The sequence below is a fragment of the Luoshenia tenuis genome (assembly GCF_014384745.1).
In the GTDB taxonomy this organism is placed as follows: Bacteria; Bacillota; Clostridia; order Christensenellales.
The window spans coordinates 394,875-415,588 of sequence record NZ_JACRSO010000003.1; the positions used below are offsets into that span (position 1 = coordinate 394,875).

17 protein-coding genes and 1 pseudogene are annotated in these 20,714 nt (G+C 60.0%); 12 read left to right on the plus strand and 6 right to left on the minus strand.

Annotated features, from left to right (window positions below; genetic code table 11):
* Positions 1-40 precede the first annotated feature (40 nt).
* From H8699_RS09230 to H8699_RS09240, 3 genes are all read right to left on the minus strand, one after another.
* On the minus strand, positions 41-454 hold the full coding sequence (locus H8699_RS09230) for a MerR family DNA-binding transcriptional regulator (RefSeq protein WP_249285425.1): 414 nt from the start codon (positions 452-454) through the stop codon (positions 41-43).
* A 128-nt stretch (positions 455-582) separates the two neighbouring features.
* Positions 583-1,458, minus strand: a complete 876-nt coding sequence (locus tag H8699_RS09235) for a LysR family transcriptional regulator (RefSeq protein WP_249285426.1) — start codon at positions 1,456-1,458, stop codon at positions 583-585.
* A 116-nt stretch (positions 1,459-1,574) separates the two neighbouring features.
* The gene (locus H8699_RS09240; RefSeq protein ID WP_249285427.1) at positions 1,575-2,399 is read right to left on the minus strand and encodes an alpha/beta hydrolase; all 825 of its coding nucleotides are present in this window, start codon (positions 2,397-2,399) and stop codon (positions 1,575-1,577) included.
* Positions 2,400-3,025: 626 nt separating this feature from the next.
* Here H8699_RS09240 and H8699_RS09245 point away from each other — a divergent pair.
* The 3 genes and pseudogenes from H8699_RS09245 to H8699_RS09255 all read left to right on the plus strand — a co-directional run.
* Positions 3,026-3,814, plus strand: a pseudogene (locus H8699_RS09245) (sigma-E processing peptidase SpoIIGA); the annotation flags it as partial.
* A 133-nt stretch (positions 3,815-3,947) separates the two neighbouring features.
* Positions 3,948-4,625 carry an RNA polymerase sporulation sigma factor SigE gene (gene sigE / locus H8699_RS09250; protein WP_249285428.1) on the plus strand — a complete coding sequence of 226 codons (678 nt, stop codon included), beginning with the start codon at positions 3,948-3,950 and terminating at the stop codon, positions 4,623-4,625.
* Between the two features lie 229 nt (positions 4,626-4,854).
* Positions 4,855-5,949, plus strand: coding sequence for an LPXTG cell wall anchor domain-containing protein (locus H8699_RS09255; RefSeq protein ID WP_249285429.1), 1,095 nt, complete (start codon positions 4,855-4,857; stop codon positions 5,947-5,949).
* Positions 5,950-6,103: 154 nt separating this feature from the next.
* Here H8699_RS09255 and H8699_RS09260 read toward each other — a convergent pair whose 3' ends face one another.
* On the minus strand, positions 6,104-6,934 hold the full coding sequence (locus H8699_RS09260; RefSeq protein ID WP_249285430.1) for a pyrroline-5-carboxylate reductase family protein: 831 nt from the start codon (positions 6,932-6,934) through the stop codon (positions 6,104-6,106).
* A 1,006-nt stretch (positions 6,935-7,940) separates the two neighbouring features.
* Here H8699_RS09260 and H8699_RS09265 point away from each other — a divergent pair.
* The 5 genes from H8699_RS09265 to H8699_RS09285 all read left to right on the plus strand — a co-directional run bounded on the left by H8699_RS09265 (position 7,941) and on the right by H8699_RS09285 (position 13,385).
* A complete protein-coding gene (locus tag H8699_RS09265) occupies positions 7,941-8,981 on the plus strand; it encodes an ROK family protein (protein ID WP_249285431.1) in 1,041 nt (346 codons plus the stop codon).
* A gap of 122 nt (positions 8,982-9,103) precedes the next feature.
* Positions 9,104-10,312, plus strand: coding sequence for a glycosyltransferase (locus tag H8699_RS09270; RefSeq protein ID WP_249285432.1), 1,209 nt, complete (start codon positions 9,104-9,106; stop codon positions 10,310-10,312).
* 47 nt (positions 10,313-10,359) lie between these two features.
* On the plus strand, positions 10,360-11,850 hold the full coding sequence (locus tag H8699_RS09275; protein WP_249285433.1) for an amino acid adenylation domain-containing protein: 1,491 nt from the start codon (positions 10,360-10,362) through the stop codon (positions 11,848-11,850).
* A gap of 3 nt (positions 11,851-11,853) precedes the next feature.
* On the plus strand, positions 11,854-12,351 hold the full coding sequence (locus H8699_RS09280; protein WP_249285434.1) for a GNAT family N-acetyltransferase: 498 nt from the start codon (positions 11,854-11,856) through the stop codon (positions 12,349-12,351).
* Positions 12,348-13,385 carry a S66 family peptidase gene (locus H8699_RS09285; RefSeq protein WP_249285435.1) on the plus strand — a complete coding sequence of 346 codons (1,038 nt, stop codon included), beginning with the start codon at positions 12,348-12,350 and terminating at the stop codon, positions 13,383-13,385. The genes H8699_RS09280 and H8699_RS09285 overlap by 4 nt, the downstream gene beginning before the upstream one ends.
* 56 nt (positions 13,386-13,441) lie before the next feature.
* On the opposite strand, the gene H8699_RS09290 is transcribed toward H8699_RS09285, so the two are convergent.
* Positions 13,442-14,386 (minus strand): M15 family metallopeptidase, encoded by a 945-nt coding sequence (locus H8699_RS09290; protein WP_249285436.1) that lies wholly within the window; start codon positions 14,384-14,386, stop codon positions 13,442-13,444.
* Between the two features lie 124 nt (positions 14,387-14,510).
* A complete protein-coding gene (locus H8699_RS09295; protein WP_249285437.1) occupies positions 14,511-17,246 on the minus strand; it encodes a transglycosylase domain-containing protein in 2,736 nt (911 codons plus the stop codon).
* 235 nt (positions 17,247-17,481) lie between these two features.
* On the opposite strand from H8699_RS09295, the gene yunB reads away from it, so the two are divergent.
* From yunB to H8699_RS09315, 4 genes are all read left to right on the plus strand, one after another.
* Complete coding sequence (gene yunB, locus H8699_RS09300; RefSeq protein WP_249285438.1) at positions 17,482-18,153, plus strand: sporulation protein YunB; 672 nt, start codon at positions 17,482-17,484, stop codon at positions 18,151-18,153.
* 133 nt (positions 18,154-18,286) lie between these two features.
* The gene (locus H8699_RS09305) at positions 18,287-18,712 is read left to right on the plus strand and encodes an NUDIX hydrolase (RefSeq protein WP_249285439.1); all 426 of its coding nucleotides are present in this window, start codon (positions 18,287-18,289) and stop codon (positions 18,710-18,712) included.
* Positions 18,713-18,929: 217 nt separating this feature from the next.
* Positions 18,930-19,670: a YebC/PmpR family DNA-binding transcriptional regulator gene (locus H8699_RS09310; protein WP_138294396.1), complete on the plus strand. Its 741-nt coding sequence runs from the start codon at positions 18,930-18,932 to the stop codon at positions 19,668-19,670.
* 138 nt (positions 19,671-19,808) lie between these two features.
* On the plus strand, positions 19,809-20,699 hold the full coding sequence (locus H8699_RS09315) for a DMT family transporter (protein ID WP_249285440.1): 891 nt from the start codon (positions 19,809-19,811) through the stop codon (positions 20,697-20,699).
* Positions 20,700-20,714 lie beyond the last annotated feature (15 nt).

Here is a 20,714-nt window from a genome sequence, read left to right on the forward strand (position 1 = left end):
ACTCCTGTTCCGTTATATGCTGACTGATGAGATAAAAAAATCAGATGGCCATTTGATCGATACGGCGCAACTTTTCCTGCGCATCGCATATGGCGTCCAGCATTTGGGCGCGCGTGCGCAACAGGATGGCGCGCCGGGCCTGCGCGGGCGCCTGGCCCGAGGATAGCATCCGGCGATATTGCACCAGGGTATCGATGCGCACGCCCAGCGCCCGCATGGAAAGCACGAATTCGATATTGCGGCAGGCCGCCTCATCATAGACGCGCCGGCCGCCCGGCGTGCGCGCCGCCGGGGGGAGAACGCCCGCCCGCTCATAATAGCGCAGAGTATCCTTGGAGATAGAATAGCGCTGGCAGACCTGCGAAATGCTTGCGGGGGCCTGCGGCTGCCACGCGCTTGCCGCTCGGCGGGCCGCTGCGTCGGGGCGAGGCGAGGACGAAACGGTTTGAGGCATCCTGAACCCCTCCTTTTTACGGAAAGATTTTTGCAATGCCCGCGCGGATGCAGCGCAGGCACTTTTTAGAACACCTGCATTGTATAATGAGAAAATAAAAATGTCTAATACTTATATTGCATGTGCGATTATGCCTGTAAAGTATTTTTAATATGGGCCACGAACCGGGAGACCGCGGGGGAGAGCGCCTGATCTTTAGGCCAGACCAGTACGCTGGTATTGGCCAGCTCCGGCGTTATGGGGCGCAGGCACAGCCGGCTATCCCCATTATCGAATTCATGCGTCAAGGACAGGCCCATGCCGTTGGCTACCAGGATGGCGCGGTTGCTGTAAGAAAGGTTACAGGTGGCGACCACGCGGACAGAATCGTACGCATCCCCCAGCCAGTGCTCCAGCTCGTTGCGCACAGAGGGGCGCCCGGGAATGATGACGCGCTGGCCGGCCAGGTCCGCCGGGGCGATACAGGCCTTTTGGGCCAGGGGCGCGTCGCTGCGCATCAGCACGCACCAGCGCTCCCGCAGGGGCATGCGCACATAATTGTAAGCGTCAAATTCCACCGGCTCCACCAGCAGCCCCATATCCAGCGTGCCGTTGGCGATGCGCTCTTTCACATCGTCGGCCACGGCGGTATAAATATCAAACCGCACATCCGGATACCGGGTTTGAAAGGCGGCGATCATCCGGGCAAGAGCCTCCATATTCCGGGTCTCGCCGCAGCCGATGGCCACCTCGCCCGTAAGCGGCGCGTCACCCCCGGCCAGCTCCCGCTCCGCCTTGCCCGCCAGATCGACGATCTCCTGCGCGCGCCGCCGCAGAAGCAGCCCCTCGGGCGTCAATACGATGCTGTGACGGCTGCGGCGAAACAGCTTGACCCCCAGCTCCGCCTCCAGCTGCATCAGCTGGCGCGAGAGGGTGGGCTGGGTCACGTGCAGCAGCGCGGCGGCTCGGGTAATATTCTCCTCCCGGGCCACGGCCAGAAAGTATTTCAGTACGCGCAGTTCCATCGCACATCCCCCCTTTATGCAGTATAAGGACATTATACCAGTTTCCCAGCGCCGGTCTACGGGGTAGGCAAAGGCAGGGCGGTTTTTCCGCCCTGCCTGCGTTTAAAAGGTCTACATTAAAAGGGATTGCCCCCGTCCCGAGATTCAAAGCCGAAGAACTTGAGCGCTCGCTGGATGGTCAAGTCCCAAAAGCGCCACTCGTGCTGGTAACCGGGATATTCCTCAAAGGCGGCGTCAAGGCCGATCTTTTCGGCATAGGCCCGGAAGGCCACGAAGTTTTCGTAAAGGAAATCGTCCTGACCGATGGCGAAGTACAGCCGGGGCAGCACGCCCTTTTCGATCAGCCCGGGCAGCTTATCCCATACGTTAATGTCGCTGGCCAGGTAGTTCTCCACCCCACCCAGGGAAGCGATGCGGTTGGCCTCGCGCGGAGAATCGGGCAGCTTGCCCTCCTTCAGGCGGGCGCGCAGGTCGATAGGCGCCCAGCTGAGTACCGCGGCCGCCGCGAACCGATCGTGCAGGGCGCAGGCGTATTGAATGGTGCCCATGCCGCCCATGGAAAGACCGGCGATAAAGTTATCCTCCCGCTTGTCCGAGGCCGGGAACCAGTTATAGATCAGCGGCATCAGCTCCTCGGTCAGATAATCCCAGGCGTTGTAGCCGGTGCCAAAGCCCGGCCAATTCCAATAATCGCTGTTGAGGGCGCTGAGCATGACCACGATGATATCGTTCTCGCAGGCGTACAGCTCAATGTTGCTTTTGCGCACCCAATCGCTGTGGTCCCCAAAGGTGCCGTGCAGCAGCCAGAGCACCGGGTATTTTTTGCCGCTGCCGTAGAAATCGGCTGGGGATTGTTCCCGCGGCTTATCCGGCAGGATCACGCTGATCTCATGGTTGACCATCAGATACTGGCTTTCAAAGTTCATGGTGACAAGTGCCATTTTTCTTTTCCCCCTTTGATGAATCTGGTCGATGACGGGCTGACGGATTTACAGCCTGTCTACCTTATTTATGGGTTTAGCATAGCACAATCAGAACGGGAAACGCCAGTACCCGGAAGAAAAAAAGGGGAACAAGGCAAAGGGTGCAGGCGATACCGCAGTATGAGCGGACGCGGCGAAAACGATATGGGCGGGTAGTTTGTGGAGACACCCGGCGGAGAAACGATGCCGGAGATCCTTCGCTGCGCCCTTTGGGCTGCGCTCTGGATGACAAAAGTGGGGCAGAGAGTGGGAGCGAAAGGGATAAAGGTAAGAGCCTGTTTGGTTTAGGGGGGGGAGGTTACACCCCTGGATGGATAAAGGCAGGGCAAGGGGGGAACGTGTAGTACGGGAATAGACGGAAGTGATAAGGACAAAAGCCAATGCGGTTAAGAGGGGTTACACCCCCTGGATGGATAAAGGCAGGGCAAGGGGGAGCGTGTAATACGGGAATGAACGGAAGTGATAAGGACAAAAGCCAATGCGGTTAAGAGGGACTACGTCCCTGGTTAGACAGTTTTTGCAGGGTGGATAGACGTATAATATCCCTGCGGTGCATAGGTATAACAGTATGGGGGGCGTTATGTATGGTGGCGTATGTGGAAACATTGCTGCTGGATAATGCCCTGATGAACGTACTGATCCTGTACCTGACGGCAGTGGCGCTGCGGCTGAAGTTTAAGCGGTGGCGGGTGGCGCTCTCGGCCCTGTGCGGGGCGGGCATCGCCATTGCCGCGCTATACCTGCCGGCGCTGACGGGGGTGGTAGGCAAGCTGGCGGTAAGCTACCTGCTGATCGGCCTGGCCTTCGGCTTTCGCGGGGTTAAGCGCAAGGCCGTACAATTGGCGGCCTATTACCTGGTGACTTTTTTGCTGGGGGGCGCGGCGCTGGGGCTGTTCTTTTTCCTGGGCAAGGAGGCTTACCTGCAAAATGGGGCCATCGTGGTGCAGGGCTTCCCGGTGGGGCTGCTGGCGGCCAGCGGCATTTTTGTGACCTACGGGATACGGGCGATCTATTCGTACTTTGCCGGGGGCGCGGCCCAGAAACACTACCTGTACAAGGTGCGGGCCACAGGCCCGGCCGGGGAGATGGCCTTTACAGCATTGCTGGATACCGGGTGCACGCTGCGCGAGGCGCAAAGCGGGCTGCCGGTGATGGTGGTACAAAAAAGCGCATGGCCGCAAAGCTTTGATGAAAACGCGGCACGGGCGCGGTACGTGCCCTTCCGCTCGGTAGGGCGGGACGCGGGATATCTAAAGGCCTGGCGGGCGGAGCGGATCGCCATCCAGGGCCCGCAGGGGCAGTTTAGCCCGGCGGGGGTCTACCTGGCGTATTATGCCGGGGAGCTTTGCACCGGCGACCGGTTCCAGGCGCTGATGCCGCCGGACGTACTGGCGGGGGCACAGGCATCCGAAGACAAAACGATAACGCTGCAAAGAGGGGGAAGCGAACATGAAAAATCAAGTGGGGATGACATGGGAGGAGATCCGCCGGGCGCTGCGGCGGCTGATGCAAAAATGGTTTACACCCGATGGCGGGGAAGTGCACTACATCGGCGGGAGCGAGGCGCTGCCCTCGCCGCTCAAGCCCGAGCAGGAGCGCGAGCTGGTCAGCGTGCTGCACGAGGGGGACCCGCAGGTGCGGGCCACGCTGATCGAGCACAACCTGCGGCTGGTGGTGTACATCGCCAAAAAATTTGAGAACACCGGCATCAATATTGAGGACCTGATCTCCATTGGCACCATTGGCCTGATCAAGGCGGTGAACACCTTTGACGCCAGCAAAAAGATCAAGCTGGCCACCTATGCCTCGCGCTGCATTGAAAACGAGATTTTGATGTTTTTGCGGCGCAACGGCCGGGTGCGCATGGAGGTATCGCTGGATGAGCCGCTGAACGCCGACTGGGACGGCAACGAGCTGCTGCTCAGCGACGTTTTGGGCACCGAGCCGGACCTGGTGACCCGGATGCTGGAGGAGGAAGTGGACCGCACGCTGATCAGCGAGGCGATTAACAACCTGCCGCCCCGGGAAAAGCGGATCATGAAGCTGCGCTTTGGCATGGAAAACGGCAAGGAGCGCACCCAAAAGGAGGTGGCCGATCTTTTAGGCATCTCCCAATCCTACATCTCCCGGCTGGAGAAAAAGATCATCCGCCACCTGCAAAGCGAGATGGCCAAGCTGATGTAGGGGCTTGAAGGCATAAAGAGGAATGAACGCAGAGATCGATAAAAAGGCAGGCGAGCAAAGAGCCTGCCTTTTTTGTGCGAATAGGATGGCGTAATTGCTGATAAGGCGCTGAGGCTCAATCGTCCATTAAAGGGCATTTTCCAAAAGTAAGTCAATGAATATACCTACTATATGGTATACTAATATTGCAAATGGATAGGTATTATTTGCATAAGAAGGGAGAAGAACGATGAAGTTTAAAGTAAAACGTGTCCTAGCTGTTTTCTTGGCTGCGGTGTTGATGAACGGCTCTTTTTCGCTCACTGCTTTTGCTGGGCAGGCGACGACATCCGCCATAGCCGAGAGCCGAACCTATGATGGCACCACAAAGGTAAAAATAACGGATATGTATTTTGCTTCTGCAGCTGAAGTTTCTGATGAAGATTACGAAAGGCTTTCCGCAGACGCGGAGGGAACGCTTTCTTCTCCTAACGCTGGTACCTATAACGTAATAGCGGAGATCAGAAATATTGTCCTAAAGGAAAGGCATCCGGAAATCGAATATCCAGGTTATCCTATATATGATTTTTACTCTGCGCCGGAGGTTATGAACAATATTGCAAGCAATGTCATTATCGAAAAAGCACTGCCGGATTTATCCGTTACAGTAGCTGATCCATCGGGAATGGGAGGATCAGAAATCAGCATAACGGTTAAGATTGCCAATGACTTTGGATACCCTGAAGGGTTGCCAACGGCAGATCAGATTCGCATTGATGCGGTGAATGCCACTTTAAAAGAGGGGGAGAGCCTCAAACAAAATGGCAATGAGTATACAGCTGTGTTTGTTTTAGCAGACGATGCGAAGGCGCAGGAAGCAGTTTTCTCTGCAAATGTAACCGCTGATGCGGTGAACTATTCTGCGCTGGAAGAGGATGTTTCGGCAACGGTTACGATCATGCATGGCGCCGACTATTCTAAGGTGGATGAGGCGATCGCCAAAGCCAATGCCCTAAACAAAGAAGATTATATTGATTTTTCAAAAGTTGAGGCTGCTATAAACGCTGTAGTTCGCGGTAAATACAGCACAGAGCAGGATGAAGTTGACGCAATGGCGCAAGCCATAGAAGAGGCTATTTTGAAATTAGAGAAGAAGACGGTGGCTGTGCCGGCAGAGCCCACGCCTTCTGCGCAGCCTAGCGGCAATACAGAAGAAACGACCACGACGGCGGTACCGAAAACTGGGGAGGATGACCATAACGCTGCCTTGTGGCTGTCCCTGGCATTGGTTTTGTCGGCAGGCGTTGCGGGGGTTTCCCTTTTGCTGAAAAAGAAGAGAGCGTAAAAGCGTATACGGCGGTACAAAGTAGTAACGGCGGCATCGTCTCGATTGGACGGTGCCGCCGTTTTTTTAAAAACCAAGCTATCATAGGCAGACAAAATGAAGTATAGATGGCGGAAAGATGAGCTTTCACTGCATTGTTGTTTTAACAGGCAATCTATTGCTTGGGCGCCTCATACATGCTGTTGGTCTTTTCCTCGTTGCGGGCGCGCTTTTCCAGCGTGCGGCGGAACATGGCGTCAAACACGGCGTTTAAGTTCATATCGGCCATGGCGCGCACGCCCTCCTCGGTGATGCCGCCGCGGGTGGCCACGCCGCTTACGATCTCATCAAAGGTCATATCCGTAGCCTCGGCCAGGGCGATGGTGCCGGCAAAGGTCTCCATCAGCCAGCGGCGGATCTCCGCCTCGCCCACCGTATCGGTATACTTTTGCGCGGCGCTGGCGATCTGCCCCAGGATGTAGGCGTAAAGCCCCGGGCCGCAGCTGGTCAGCTCCGTAGCGTAGGCCAGGTCCCCTTCGGGGAGCTCCTGCAGCTCGCCAAAGGCGGCAAACAGCCCGCTTATATCCTGCTTGTCCTGGGGGGTGATCTTATCGTTATAGCTGACCAGGGTGACGCCGCGGCCCACCTTGCTGGTGATGGTAGGCACGAGCTTGGTCACCTTGCAGGGGATCAGGCTCTCCACATTGGCGATGGTCACGGTGCTGGCGATGTTGCCGATGTGGCTGCTCTCGCTAAGGGCGGGGAGGATCTCCAGCAGCACGTCTTTAAACTGGCCGGGTTCCACGCAGATAAAGACGATATCGCTTTTGGCGGCCTCCAGGTTGCTGCCGGTCTTAAGGCCGGGATAGCGGGCGGCAAACTGCGCCAGCTTTTGGGGGTTATGCGTTGCGGCGCAGATGTTGCCCGCGGGCGTGCCGCCTGCGATGAAACGGTCCAGCATCATGCCGCCCATGGAGCCAAGACCAATGATACCAATGCTTTTCATAATCAAAATCGCCCTTTCATCAATACGTTAATCGCTATGGGCCGCTTAAGGTGCGGCTCTGTTTTATTTTACCACCCCGGCGGCCCAAAAGGAAAGGGGCGGGGGCGCAGATCGCGCGTGCCGAGGCGGCATTTACTTTTTTGATACCAAAAATTCATGGATTATTCATAGATTGGATGTATCCCGTTCACGAAAAGTGGGTATTCTATATTTGCAGCAGAGAAAGAGCAACAGACAACCTAACATTACCAACAACGTTTTATTTGTACATACCCCTCTCTCATACCAAAAGCCTCCCGCACCCTCGGGAGGCTTTTGGTTTCTATATTTTTATATAGGACAGGTGCGGATGTATAGACTTAGTGCAGGCCGGGCCAAAAGGGAGGGGAAGGCGGATAAAAGATTTATCTGGCAGGGAGCGGGGCTTTACCGATGCGGGGCGGTGCGGGCATGGGTAAGCGGTTGCAAGGAGATTCCTCGCCCAGGCTCGGAATGACAAAGAGGTTAGGCCCATAGCGGGCGCGAATGCGTGATGAACATCCAAAGCGCTGAGCGGTAAAAAGGGGCGATAGCTCAGCTTACAAGAGGTGAAATAAGCCCATGGCGGGCGCGAATGCGTGATGAATATCTAACGCAGCGAGCGGTAAAAAGGGCGATAGCCTAGCTTACAAGAGGTGAAAGAGCAAAGCCCATAGCGGGCGCGAATGCGTGGGGAACATCCAAAGTTTGAGCGGGAAAAAGGGGCGATAGCCTAGCTTACAAGAGGTGAAAGAGCAAAGCCCATAGCGGGCGCGAATGCGTGATGAATATCTAACGCAGCGCGCGGTTAAAGGGGCGATAGCTCAGCTTACAAGAGGTGAAAGAGCAAAGCCCATAGCGGGCGCGAATGCGTGATGAATATCTAACGCAGCGCGCGGTAAAAAGGGCGATAGCCCGGTTTGACAAGCTGAGGGGCGAAGGCTATACTGACTTTAGATAATATTTATTGAAAGCCGGAGGTTGAACGATGGGCCGCAGCAGCAATAACGCGCAGGTGCGCTTGCGCAACCTGCAACTGATACGCGATACGCTAAAGACCATGGCCTGGGGAACGAAAAATACGCTGGCCGAGCAGACGGGGTTGAGCGTGGCCACCTGCGGGAACCTGCTTAGCGTGATGCTGGAAAAGGGCGAGGTTATAGAACTATCCGCGGACAGGCCCAGCGGCGGGCGGCCGGCCAGGCGCTTTCAGTATAACGCGGACTACTACCACACCCTTTGCCTGGCCTGCGAAGCGGGCGGCGCAGGGGAAAAAGCAAGGGCCGGCTATACGATATGCGACGCGCTTGGGCAGACGGTCAAGGCCGGGGAGGCGCAGCTGGAAAGCCCGGTGCGCGATGGGATTGAGGGGCTGATCGCTCAGGCGCTGGAGGCCTTTCCGGACATCCGCGCCATAGGCGTTGGCCTGCCCGGCGTGGTGGCCCAGGGGCGGGTGCTCTCCTGTGACCTTGTGGAGCTGCAGGGCCTGGACCTTGGCGGGGATTGGGAGAAGCGCTTTGGCGCGGCTGTTGAGCTGTGCAACGATATGAACTGCTGCGCCTATGGCTACCACCAGAGCGCCGCGCTGCCCGCGGGGGACACCAACGCCTACCTGATATTCCCCCAGGGCGGGGCCGGGTTCGGGCCGGGCTGCGGCATCGTGGTAGAAGGCAAGGTGATCTCGGGCTCCACCCACCTGGCGGGGGAGGTGGGCTGCCTGCCCTATCCCGGCGGACTGAAGAAGATGCTGAGCGATTTAGAGGACGCGGCGGGCAAGATCGCGGCGGCGAGCTTTGTGATCGCCGCCATCGTGGCGGTGGTGAACCCCGCGGTGGTAACGGTCTCCGGCGCTGGAGTGGCCCAGGCGGACCTTGAGGCGGTGCGGGCGGCCTGCGAAGCTTACATTCCGGAGGGGCACATGCCCGCGCTGGTCTACCGGGCGGATAACCGGGCGGACTACCTGCGGGGATTGCTGGCGCTGACGCAGCAGCGGCTGCGCTACCCGGAGGGAGAAGGGCAGCCGGTTTAAAGAAAGATTTTTCCTTTTTATAGACGCGACAGATGCGGTAAAATGTGTTATCCTAGTAAAAAAGAAGGATATGTCCGGCCGCGGGGAAAAGGGCCGGCACGCATCCGGCAAAGGAAAAAGCAATGCGGCAGATCGCAATTTTTACCATGGGCACGCGGGGAGATGTGCAGCCCTATCTGGAACTGGGCCGCGCGCTGACCGAGGCGGGCATGGGCGTTACGCTGGGCACGCACCCCTGTTGGGAGGGGCTGGTGCGGGCGGCTGGGATCGGGTTTGCCCCCATCGGGCCGGATATCGACATCCAGCAGGAGGCGGCCGCCATCCGGGGCAGGAGCAAGAGCCCCATGACCAGCATGCTCAAAACCATGAATTTCGTCTTTCAGATCATCAAAAATGCATCGGGGGATATTTACGCATCTTGCAGGGATAAAGACCTGATCGTGGTTTCTCACAGCCAGATGGGCGCCACCGAGGCCGAGGCGCTGGGGCTGCCCACGGTAAACGTGACGCTGCAGACCGAGATGATCGCCCAGCCCGGCAGGCCGCGAGGCCCGGGGGGCCGGGCGATAGACGCCCTGATCGGCCGGCAGATGGCCAGGCCCTACAATAAGATACGCAAGCTGTACGGGCTGTGGTGGGTAAGCTCTATGGACGAGGTGATGTCGCCCCGGCTGAACCTGATCCCCATCAGCCGCTACGTGGTTCAAGCCAACCCCTATTGGGACGGGCGCAACCAGATCGTAGGGTATTGGTACCATGAGGATGAGGGCTACCAGCCGCCCGAGGCGCTGCGCGCCTTTTTGGAGGCGGGCGAGCCGCCGGCCATACTGGCGCTGGGGGCCATGGCCTTTGAGAGCAGGCAGGAGCGGGAAAAGCTGGACCTTTTTGTGCGCGCCCTGCAAAATGCCGGCATGCGCGCGGTGATCCAGGGCTTTAACAAGAGCCTTGAAGGGTATGAGCTGCCCGGGACGATGCTATCCTGCGGGGCGGTGCCCCATAGCTGGCTGTTCCGGCAGGGCGGGTGCGTGATCCATCACTGCGGCTTTGGCACCAGCGCCGCGGCCATGCTGTACGGCGCGCCCAGCGTGCCGGTGCCGCACGTGCTGGATCAGTTTGCCTTTGCACAGCGCCTGTACGAGCTGGGCGTGGGGGTGGAGCCGGTCCGGGCGGATGCGCTGAGCGAGCAGCGCCTGACCCGTGCCCTGGAGCAGGTAAAGGATCAGCGGGAGGCGCTGGCCGGACGGGCCGCAGCGCTATCCCGGAAGATGCGGGCGGAAAACGGGCTGGAAAAGGCTGTGGCGCTGATACAGGATGTGTTGGAGAACCCATGAGCAAAGGCGGTTAAGGACGGAACCACGGGAAAGGGATGGCACGGGCAATGGAAAGAATGGAGATTGGGACGGACATCGTAACGGCGTTTAGCAGGGCGGCCAGGGTCAACAGCGGGCGCGCAGCCATTATCGAGGATGGGCGGACGCTGAGCTATGCGCAGCTGCAGGCGCGGGCGCAGGAATTTGCCGGGCGGATCGCCGCCCGCTCCCAGGGGCGGTTCGTGGGCATCGTGATGGACCATGGGGCGGACATGATCGCCGCGATACTGGGCGCGCTGATGGCGGGCAAGGGCTATGTGCCCATCGAGCCGGATTTCCCGCCCGAGCGGATCGGCTACATCCTGGGGCAGGCGGAAGCGGACCTGGTGGTGACCCAGTGCCGTTACCGGGGGCTGTTTGACGGCGGCCCGCATACCCTGTTTGCAGGAGATATGCAGGCGCAAGCGGGCGCACTGCCCCAGCAGATCGACCCGGAGGCGCCGGCCTATGTGCTGTACACCTCCGGCACCACGGGCTTCCCCAAGGGGGTGACGGTGGCCCACCGCAACCTTTGCCATTACGTGCGGGCCTTCCAAAACGAGTTTCACCCCGGCCCGGGGGACGTAATGCTGCAAAACTCGGTATGCACGTTTGATATTTTTGTGGAGGAAGTGTTCCCCATCCTGCTCTCGGGCGGGGCGCTGGCCATTGTGGACGCGGGCGCGCGCGGGGACTTTGATAAGCTGCTGGCCTTTATTAAGCGCCATGACGTTACGATGGTCAGCGGCTTCCCCTACCTTATGATACGCTTTAACCACCTGGACAAGCTGCCCGGGAAGCTGCGGCTATTGATCAGCGGCGGGGACGTGCTGCGCTATGAATACGTGAAAAACCTGCTGGGGCGGGTAGCAGTGTACAATACCTACGGCCCCTCGGAGACCACGGTGTGCGCCACCTATTTTCGCTGCGGGCCGGCAAGCGCCCTGGCCGACGGCACGTTCCCCGTAGGGCGGGCGGTGACCGGCGCGCGGGTGCGCGTGCTGGACGAAAGCCTGCGCCCGGTGCCGCAGGGGCAGGTAGGGGAGATCTGCATTTACGGCGGGGGCGTGAGCCTGGGCTATCTGAAAAACAGCGCGGAAAACGCCGCGCACTTTGCCCGTGACCCGGAAACCGGGGAGCGGCTGTACCGCTCCGGCGACCTGGGGCGGGTGTTACCCGACGGGGAGCTGGCCTTTTTAGAGCGCAAGGACCAGCAGGTGATGATCCTGGGCAAGCGGGTAGAGCCTATGGAGGTGGAAAACGTACTGAACCGCTGCCCCGGGATCGAACAGGCGGTGGTGGAAAGCGCCCTGGACGAGCAGGGCCTAAGCTACCTGACGGCCTATCTGCTGACCGAGGGCGCGCTGCGCCTGAAAGAAGTGCGGGCCTACCTGGGCCGCTACCTGCCTGCGTACATGGTGCCGGAGTTTTTTGTGAAGATGGAGAGCTTCCCCAAGACCAGCGGCGGCAAGGTGGACCGCAGGGCCCTGCCGGTGGTGCTCAAAGAAGGGGCGGTGTAGGGCATGGAGCCAATCGCGCGCCGGGGAGAGTATACGCTGTACCGCTGCGGCATAGAGGACTTAGAGGTTTTGGTGCAGGCCCGCGTCGAGGTGCTGCGCGCGGTATTTGCGCTGCCGGAGCAATACGATATGGAGGCGCTGGCCCAGGCCAACCGGGCGTACTATATCCGCTTTTTGCCCGCAGGGGGGCACGAGGCCTGCATGATCTTCCGGGATGGGGAGATGGCGGCCTGCGGCGGGGTTTGCCTGTACGAGGAGATGCCCCTGCCGGATAACCCCACGGGGCGGTGCGGGTATTTGATGAACATTTATACAAGGCAAGCGCACCGCCGCAGGGGCCTGGGGGCCTGGGTGGTGGAATACCTGACCGGCCGGGCCAGGGCCTACGGGGCGGGCCGCGTCTTTTTAGACAGCTCGCAGCAGGGGCGGGCGCTGTACGCCGCCTGCGGATTTGTACCCATGGAAGATATGATGGAGCAAAAAGGGGAGGGAGAAGGATGAAACCGCTGATAAAGCCCCCGCGGCTGCGGCCGGGGGATCGGGTGGCTATTGTCTGTCCATCCAGCGGCATTGCCGGGGATGCGGAGAACCGGGTGCGCTTTGACCGGGCGCTGCGCCGGTTGGAAAACGAGTTTGCCCTGCGTCCGGTGGTGATGCAGAACGCCTTGAAGGGCAGCCGCTACCTTTGGGAGCACCCGGAAAAGCGGGGCGAGGATATAAACGCCGCCTTTGCGGACCCGGAGATCAAAGGGGTGATCGCCGTCACCGGCGGGGATGACGGCATACGGGTACTGCCCTATGTGGATATTGACCTGATTGGCGCGAACCCCAAGATCTTTACCGGCTTAAGCGATGTGACCAGCGCCCATTACTTTTGCCTGAAGGCGGGGCTGGGCAGCTTTTACGGGGCCAGCCTGTTTTCGGACTTTGACGGCGAGGGCCCCATGCTGCCCTACACCAAGCAGTGGATCGTGCGCGAATTGTTTGAGAGTGGACCGGTAGGAGAGATTCCCCCGGCGACAGGCTGGATCGGCCGGGCGGCGCGGGGGCTGGATAACGCGCAGGTGCTGCGCAGGCTGCAGCCCCATAGGGGCTATAGGCTATTGCAGGGGCAGGGCCGCGCCCAGGGACGGCTTTTGGGCGGCTGCCTGGAGGTGGTCTACTCCCTGCGAGGCACGCCGCTGTTCCCGGCGGCGGAAGAATTTGAGGACGTGATCCTCTTCCTTGAGACCTCGCCGCTCTGCCCGCGGGCCTGGGTGATTGAGGACTTTATGCGCTCGCTGGGGGCGGCTGGGATATTGGAGCGGCTTAGCGGCCTGCTGCTGGGCCGGCCGCTGGACGGGGAGCGCAGCGAGGAATACGATGCGGCCATCGTAAAGGTGCTGGGCGAGTATGGCCGGAGCGACCTGCCGGTGCTGGCGGATATGAGCTTTGGGCATAACGCCCCGCGCGCGCTGATCCCCTTTGGCGCGCTGGGCCAGATCGACTGTGATAAGCGCGCCTTTATCATCCCCGAAGCGGTGACGGAAGGATAAATATGCGCAACAAAAAAGAGCCCCCGGCTGTGCCGGGAGGCTCTTTTTATTGCAGGTCAGGATACCTTAACGGCGACGACCACGCCGCCGCGCCCATCCGAGGCGATGGTGCGCTCGCCCTGGGGCAGGGTAAGGCTGCCGCCCTCCGGGGCGTAATAGACCTGATAGGTGCCGCTATCCACGGTCTCGGTAATGGGGCCGCTTTGCAGGGCCTGCCAATACTCCTCCAGGCACAGGCCCTGCTTTTGCATGATCTCCGAATGGGGCAGGCCCACATAGCGCACATGCCAAGGCTCGGGGATGGTGCCGGTGATGGACTGCTTATCCTCGGGGTAGCGGATGATAAAGCCGTATTTGTAGACGTTGTTCTTCAGCCACGCGGCGTGGGCGGTCTGCCCAAAGGGGATGCCATCGGCCTCGACGGAGCCAAAATCAAAGCACAGCCCGGTGTGGTGCTCGCTATAGCCCGGCACGGCCACCTTGCTTTTGGTGATGGTCATGGCCTCCTGCTCGGTCTTTTTCTCCTGCGTTTTATGGTAATTGACGGTGCTGTCGAAGATCTCCTTTTGCCGGCTATAGCTGCGGTAGCCGTTTTGGATGCGCATGGTGGCCTCTCCGTCCGCCTTGGCGGCGGCCAGCATGGCGTTCATGGCATCGGCCACGCAGGGGTCGGCCTGGATGGAATCGTCATCCAGCTTGACGGGCTGGGTGATCAGGGACTTGAGGGTTTTGAGCGCCGGGGGCTGAAAGCCTTCGCCCACGGGGTTATCGGCATTGACTAAGATCATGCTCTCGCTGGCGCCCTGGGCCAGGGTGGCCACATCCTCTGCGACGGGGGCGGGGGTAGCCTCCTGCGCGGAGGCGGAGGCGGAAGCGGACGGGGAAGCCTGCGCGGCGGACGTACCGCTGGCGGCGGGCTGGGCCGCATCCGTGCAGGCGGTCAGCGCCAGGCACAGAGCAAGGAGCAACGGAAGCATAAAAGAACGTGGGAACTTTTTCATCTCTTTTTCCTTTCTGTATAGGGTATCGATCCGTGCGGCAGGGGCGCCGCACAGGCAAAAGCCATGCCCCCTTTTTATAAAGGGGGCAGAGCGTGCACAAGCTTTAGATGAAGCGCATCAGGCCCTACTCCGTTTCGGGAGGCTCCTCGCCCTCGCCGCCAGGCGGCGTAGCGGGCACCTGCGGCGTAGCGGCGATGGCGGTGCTCAGGGTATTGTACAGCGCGTCGTAAGCGGCTTTGGTATCTTCGTAAGCGGCGCCGGTATTGATGCAGTTTTGCAACTGAGTAATGGCGCTTTGCACCAGGGCCGCATCGCCCTCGGACAGGTTAGGCAGCCAGGCTTGGGCCGTGGCGACCAGGCTGCTGGCTTGGGATACCAGACCGCTGTTTTGCGCCGCCCATTCGGCGGTATGTACGGTACAGGTCTGCCCGTTGCCCAGAGACGTGCCCAGCGTCGCCCCGGGGAAGAAGCGCTGGATCGTGGCCAGCGGCAACTTGGCCAGTACGTTATCCTGGGGGATCACGATGGCCGCCCCGCCCGAGTGGGTGGATTCTGGACAGTAGGGGCCTACGCGCATGCCGCTGGTGGTGCAGATTTCGGCCGACACGTGCATATCGCAGGTCTCCTCGGGCACGGTGCCCTGGCGGAAGTAATCGGTAGCGGTGCTGGGGCAGCTGCCGCCCGGCTTTTTGCCCGAGATGGCGCAGACCGTGGCCTGTACCAGGCCGGCTTCTTCGGCGCTCTCTTCCAGTATGGGCATATTCATCAGCCCCGAGTGGATCTTGGCCATAAAGTCCTGCCAGATGGGGGCGGCGGAGCGCCCGCCCTGGGAATCCGAACTGAGGGATTTATACTCGTCGCTGCCCACATAGACCGCGGCGGTGTAATAGGGGGTCATCCCGGCAAAGGTAACGCCCTTGTTATCCTGGTTGGTACCGGTCTTGCCGGCTACGGTCATCCCGGGGATCTTAGCACGGGTGCCGGTGCCGTGGTCTACCGCGTCCTCCAACATATCCACCAGCATCCAGGCGGTGGACTGCTCGAACACCTGGCGGGTGGCGCGCAGGGCGGTGGCGTCGATCACCACGTTGCCATCCTCATCCTCTACCCGGGTGAAGCTGATGGGCTGCTGGTAGATGCCATCGTTGGCGATGGCGCTAAAGCCGCCGGCCAGCTCCAGCGTGGTCAGCCCGCTGGAACCTAAGGCCAGCCCGCTGGGCGTGACCTCGATATGGGAGGCGCTGACCCCCATGCGCAGCAAGTAATCCTTGGAGGTCTCCACGCCTACCCGCTCTAACAGGGTACGCGCAGAGGATACGTTGATGGAGCGTACGATGCTCTCGCGCAGGGTGACCGCGCCCCGGTTGCCTCCGCCAGAGTTGGAGGGGTAGCCCTGGCCGCCCACCCAGCCCTCGATGGGGGCGGCGATATCGTAGACGATGCTGGCCGCGCCCGCGCCCAGATCCAGCGCCGGGCCGTAGACCGCCAGGGGTTTGATGGAAGAACCCACCGGCATGGAGCTTTGGTAAGCGCGGTTGAGCTCTTTCATGCTCTGGGGAGGCGTGCGGCTGCCCACCATGGCCTTGATCTCGCCGGAGTGCTGATCGATCACCACGGCGGAGACCTGCGGCTGGGTGATGGTGGTAATGGTGCCGTCGCTGCTGGTATCGGTCGTCTGGCTGTCGGCCGAGTTGGCCATGCGCGGGTAGTTTTTCCAATTATAGATGGTGGATTCCACCGTCTTTTGAATGGTGGGATCGCAGGTGGTATAGACGTGGTAGCCGCCGGTGCGCAGCTCCCGCTCCATCTCGCGGCGGTTGGCCGTATTATCCTCCAGGTCCCGCTGCTGGAGCATGAAGGAGACCACGTCATAGATCACGTACTCCACAAAGTGGGGCATTTCGTAGAGATCCTGCTGCTCGCTCTCCTCTTTGACCACCAGCTGGTCGGCCAGGGCGGCCTCGTATTCCTCTTTGGTGATAAAGCCCACGTGGTACATGCGCATCAGCACCGTATCGGTGCGGTTATCGGTCTGCTCGGGCTTTTCGCGGGTATAGTAGTTTTTGCGCGGGTTATAGGAGTAGGGGTTTTGGGTGCAGCCGGCCAGGGTGGCGCACTCCCGCAGGGTCAGCTCGTCTAAGTCCTTGCCAAAGTAGTCCTGCGCGGCGGCCTTGACGCCGTAGTTGCTGTCCCCCAGGTTGATGGTATTGAGATAGCTCTCCAAAATCTGCTCTTTGGAGTACTCGCTCTCCAGCTCCATGGCCAGGTAGGCCTCCTGGATCTTGCGCTTATAGGTGCGCTCGGGCGAGAGCACGCGCATTTTGATCAGCTGCTGGGTGATGGTGGAGCCGCCCTGGGTGGAGGAGTTTTGCATGTTGTTGACAAAGGCCCCCACCAGGCGCTTGATGTCTACGCCATTGTGGGAGAAAAAGCGGGTATCCTCAATGGCGACAAAGGCGTTGATCAGCTGCTGGGGGATCTCGTCATACGAGGCCCAGATGCGGTTTTCGGTATTGCGCAGGGTGGTGATCAGGTTGCCGTTGACATCGTACACAAAGCTGGTGCGGTCCTGATCGTCCAGCTCCGAGACCGAGAGGGTGGGTGCGGTCTCCACATAGGCTTTGACCAGCCCCACCAGCGAGCCCGCACCGGAGATGCAAAGCAGCAGGATGGCGATCACCGTGATGCGGATGGTGTTGATGGCCACCGATAAAAAGAAGTTGGGCTTGCGGGTACGCTTGGTAAATATCGAGGTACCGGTAGTCCCTTTCAGCAGTTTTTTAAAATTCTGGCCAGATCGTTTTGCCTTTTCCGCGCCCTTTTTGGCGCCGGATTTGAGCTGGTCCTTCATCTTTGCCATATAAAGCCTCCTTGAGGATGCGTATCAAAAAATACGTACAAGTACAAATATTATAACACAACACCCGCCCCCGTGCAAAATGCCGCGCATTGTTAACCGAACTGTAATGGAAGCGTAACACTTTGACGGCGCGCCGGCGCAAATGCGCCAGGATGCAACAAAACCCGCGCACGGGCATAAGGTAGAGGGAATGGAGTAGAGGCGACAAAGCGGAAAGGGCAAAGGAGGGGGCAGGATGCGTGCAAGGCGAATCAAGCGCAAGACGGCGGCGGTATTGACGGCGCTGGCCCTGGCGCTGGGTGGCGCGGGGCTGGGCTTTGAGCTGGGATTAAAACCGCTGGTGATCTCCATCAGCGCGGCACAGGCCCGCTCGCAGGCGGCGCAGATCATCAACGATTCGATCCGCGACGTGTTGGGCAACACCTTCCCTTATGAGGCGCTGATCACCATAGAAAAAGACGAAAACGGCAGGGTGACGGCGGTGCAGACCGATACGGCCAAGCTGAACAACCTGGCCAGCCGCACGGCGCTGGATATACAGGATAAGCTGCAGGCCCAGCAGGATCAGGAGATCATGATCCCCATCGGGTCGGTATTTGGCGGGGCGATGTTTGCCGGGCGCGGGCCGGCGTTTCCGGTCTATGTGATGCCGGTGGGCTGGGTGAATACCGAGTATATCACCTCCTTTGAGCCGGCGGGCATCAACCAGACCAAGCTGGAGATCAGCCTGAAGGTGACCGCGCAGATCCGCGTGGTGGTGCCGGTGGGCGGCGAAACGGTGAGTATCGATACGGTCAACCCTGTGGCGCAGACCATTATCGTAGGCACGGTGCCCGAATCCTACGTCAACGTAGACGAGACCGACCAGATGCTCAACCTCATCCCCGATGTGGGGGGCGGCAGCTAGGGCTTGCGCTTTCGCGCCGGCGGGGTTATCATGAGGTTAAGCATAAAGCGCCGCGGAAAATGCGGCCTCATTTCCTGCAGGATAAACACCTTGAAGCGACTATAAAAATACATAAGATGAAGGGGGAAGGGCGATGCTGTTTCGTTCCTGTGCCGGTGGGCTGGTATTTTGCGAGGATAGCGTACTGATCCTAAAAAACGAGAAGGACGAGTGGGTGCTGCCCAAGGGCGTGATCCGCGCCGGGGATTATGCCCGGGAGGTGGCGCTGCGGCGGGTCAAGGCCGAGGCGGGGGTGGAGGCGGAGATCCTCTCCTCCATCGGGGAGACCAACTACGAGTTTTACTCCATCACCCGCAAGCGGCCGGTGTGCAACCAGGTGACCTGGTATTTGATGACGGCCGGGAGCCTGCAAAGCCGCTTTAGCCGGGAGGACGGCTTTGTGGACGGCGGGTTTTACCCCATCGACCAGGCGCTGGAGATGATCACCTACAGCCAGGACCGGGCGCTGGTCAACCTGGCGGCCAAGCGCTACCGCGGCTTTAAACAGGGCAAGCTGTAACGCGCACCGGGCGTAAGGGGCCGCCGGAGGATAGGGCCGGGGGCCGGAGCGGCCCTGGACAGGCCGTGACGCAACGTACGGCCTGCGGCAAAAAGCGGGCAGGCGCCGCCCTTTAGAAGGGGCAAAGGCGCCGGAACTGCGGCGGGCAGCCTTGCGCGATGGCAATGGATATGGTATAATTCACGCTTGGAAGAATAGTGAAAGCGAGGAACTTCGGATGTCAGGACACTCCAAGTGGGCCAATATCAAGCATAAAAAAGAAAAGACCGACGCACAGCGCGGCAAAATCTTTACCAAGATCGGCCGCGAAATCGCCATCGCCGTGCGCGAGGGCGGGGGGGCTGACCCGGAGCAGAACAGCCGGCTGCGCGATGTGATCGCCAAGGCCAAGGCGGCCAACATGCCCAACGACAACATCAACCGCTCCATCAAAAAGGCGGCGGGCGAGGGCGATGGGGCCAATTATGTGGACCTGCAGTACGAGGGCTATGCCGCAGGCGGGGTAGCCGTGATCGTCGAGGTGGTAACGGATAACCGCAACCGTACCGCGGGGGAAATGCGGCATATTTTTGATAAGCGCGGCGGCTCGTTAGGGGCCACGGGCTGCGTAAGCTGGATGTTCGACCGCAAGGGCGTGCTGGTGATCGACCGGGAGGGCCTGGACGAGGACGAGGTGATGATGCAGGCGCTGGAGGCCGGGGCCGAGGACTTTGAGGCCCAGGACGACGCCTTTGAGATACACACCGACCCGGCGGATTTTTCCGCCGTGCGCGAGGCGCTGGAGGGCCAGGGCTTCAGCTTTGAAACGGCCGAGATCGAGATGCTGCCCCAGAATACCGTGGCGGTGAGCGACCCGGATACGGTGCAGAAGATCAACCTGATGCTGGAGATGCTGGACGACCACGACGACGTGCAAAACGTGTGGCACAATGCCGAACTGCCCGAGGAGGACGAATAGGCCCCGGGCGCGGCGTAAAAGTAAAGCGGATGCGGCGCCTCAAAGGGGCGCCGCTTTTTTATGGCGGCGAACCATAATAGGCCGGCAGCCTTTAACCGGGGCCGCTGCTTTGATCCAAGAGAACGGGAGGGGAAGTACATGGCCAGGCTGACGCAAAAGCAAAAGGGCATATTGCTGATGATCTTAAGCGCGCTGCTCTTTAGCAGCATGCAGATCGCCGTGCACCTGTCCGGAGACCGCATACCGGTGATGGAGCAGGTGTTTTTCCGCAATTCCATCAGCCTGGTGGTGGCCTTGATCCTGATCCGGCGCAATCACCTATCGGTCTTTGGGCCGCGCCGGTACCAAAAGTGGCTGTTTGGACGCAGCTTTTTCGGCTTTCTGGGCGTGATCACGGTGTTTTACGCCTCCAATAACGCGGCCCAGGCGGATGTGGCGATCTTAAGCAAGCTCTCTCCCTTTCTGGTCACCCTGTTTGCGGTGATCTTTTTAAAAGAGAAGCTCTCCAAGGTCCAGATCCCGGCGCTGCTGCTGGCCTTTGGCGGGGCGGTGCTGGTGGCCAACCCCAGCTTTAACAGCAACCTTTGGCCGCTGGCCATGGCCTTTATCTCCTCGGTGACCTCGGGGGTGGCCTATACGCTTTTAAGCTATTTTAAGGACAAGGTGGACGCGCTGACCGTGATCATGCACTTTTCCACCTTCTCGATGGTGGCCTCCATCCCCGTTATGCTGGCGGATTTTGTGTGGCCCACCCCCTTTGAGCTTGGCTGCCTGCTGGCCATCGGCCTGTTTGGCTCCTTTGGGCAGATCTGCCTGACCTATGCCTACCGCATGGCACCGGCCTCGGAGGTGAGCGTGTATAATTACGCGGGCATCCCGTTTTCCATGGTGCTGGGCTTCCTCTTCCTGGGGGAGGGGCTAAGCCCGACTTCGCTGGTCGGCGGGGCGCTGGTGGTGGCCGCATCGGTCCTGGTGTACCTGTACAGTGGACGCAAATCCGGTAAAATGGCGGATAAGCGCCAGCCATAGCGCGGGAATGAGCAA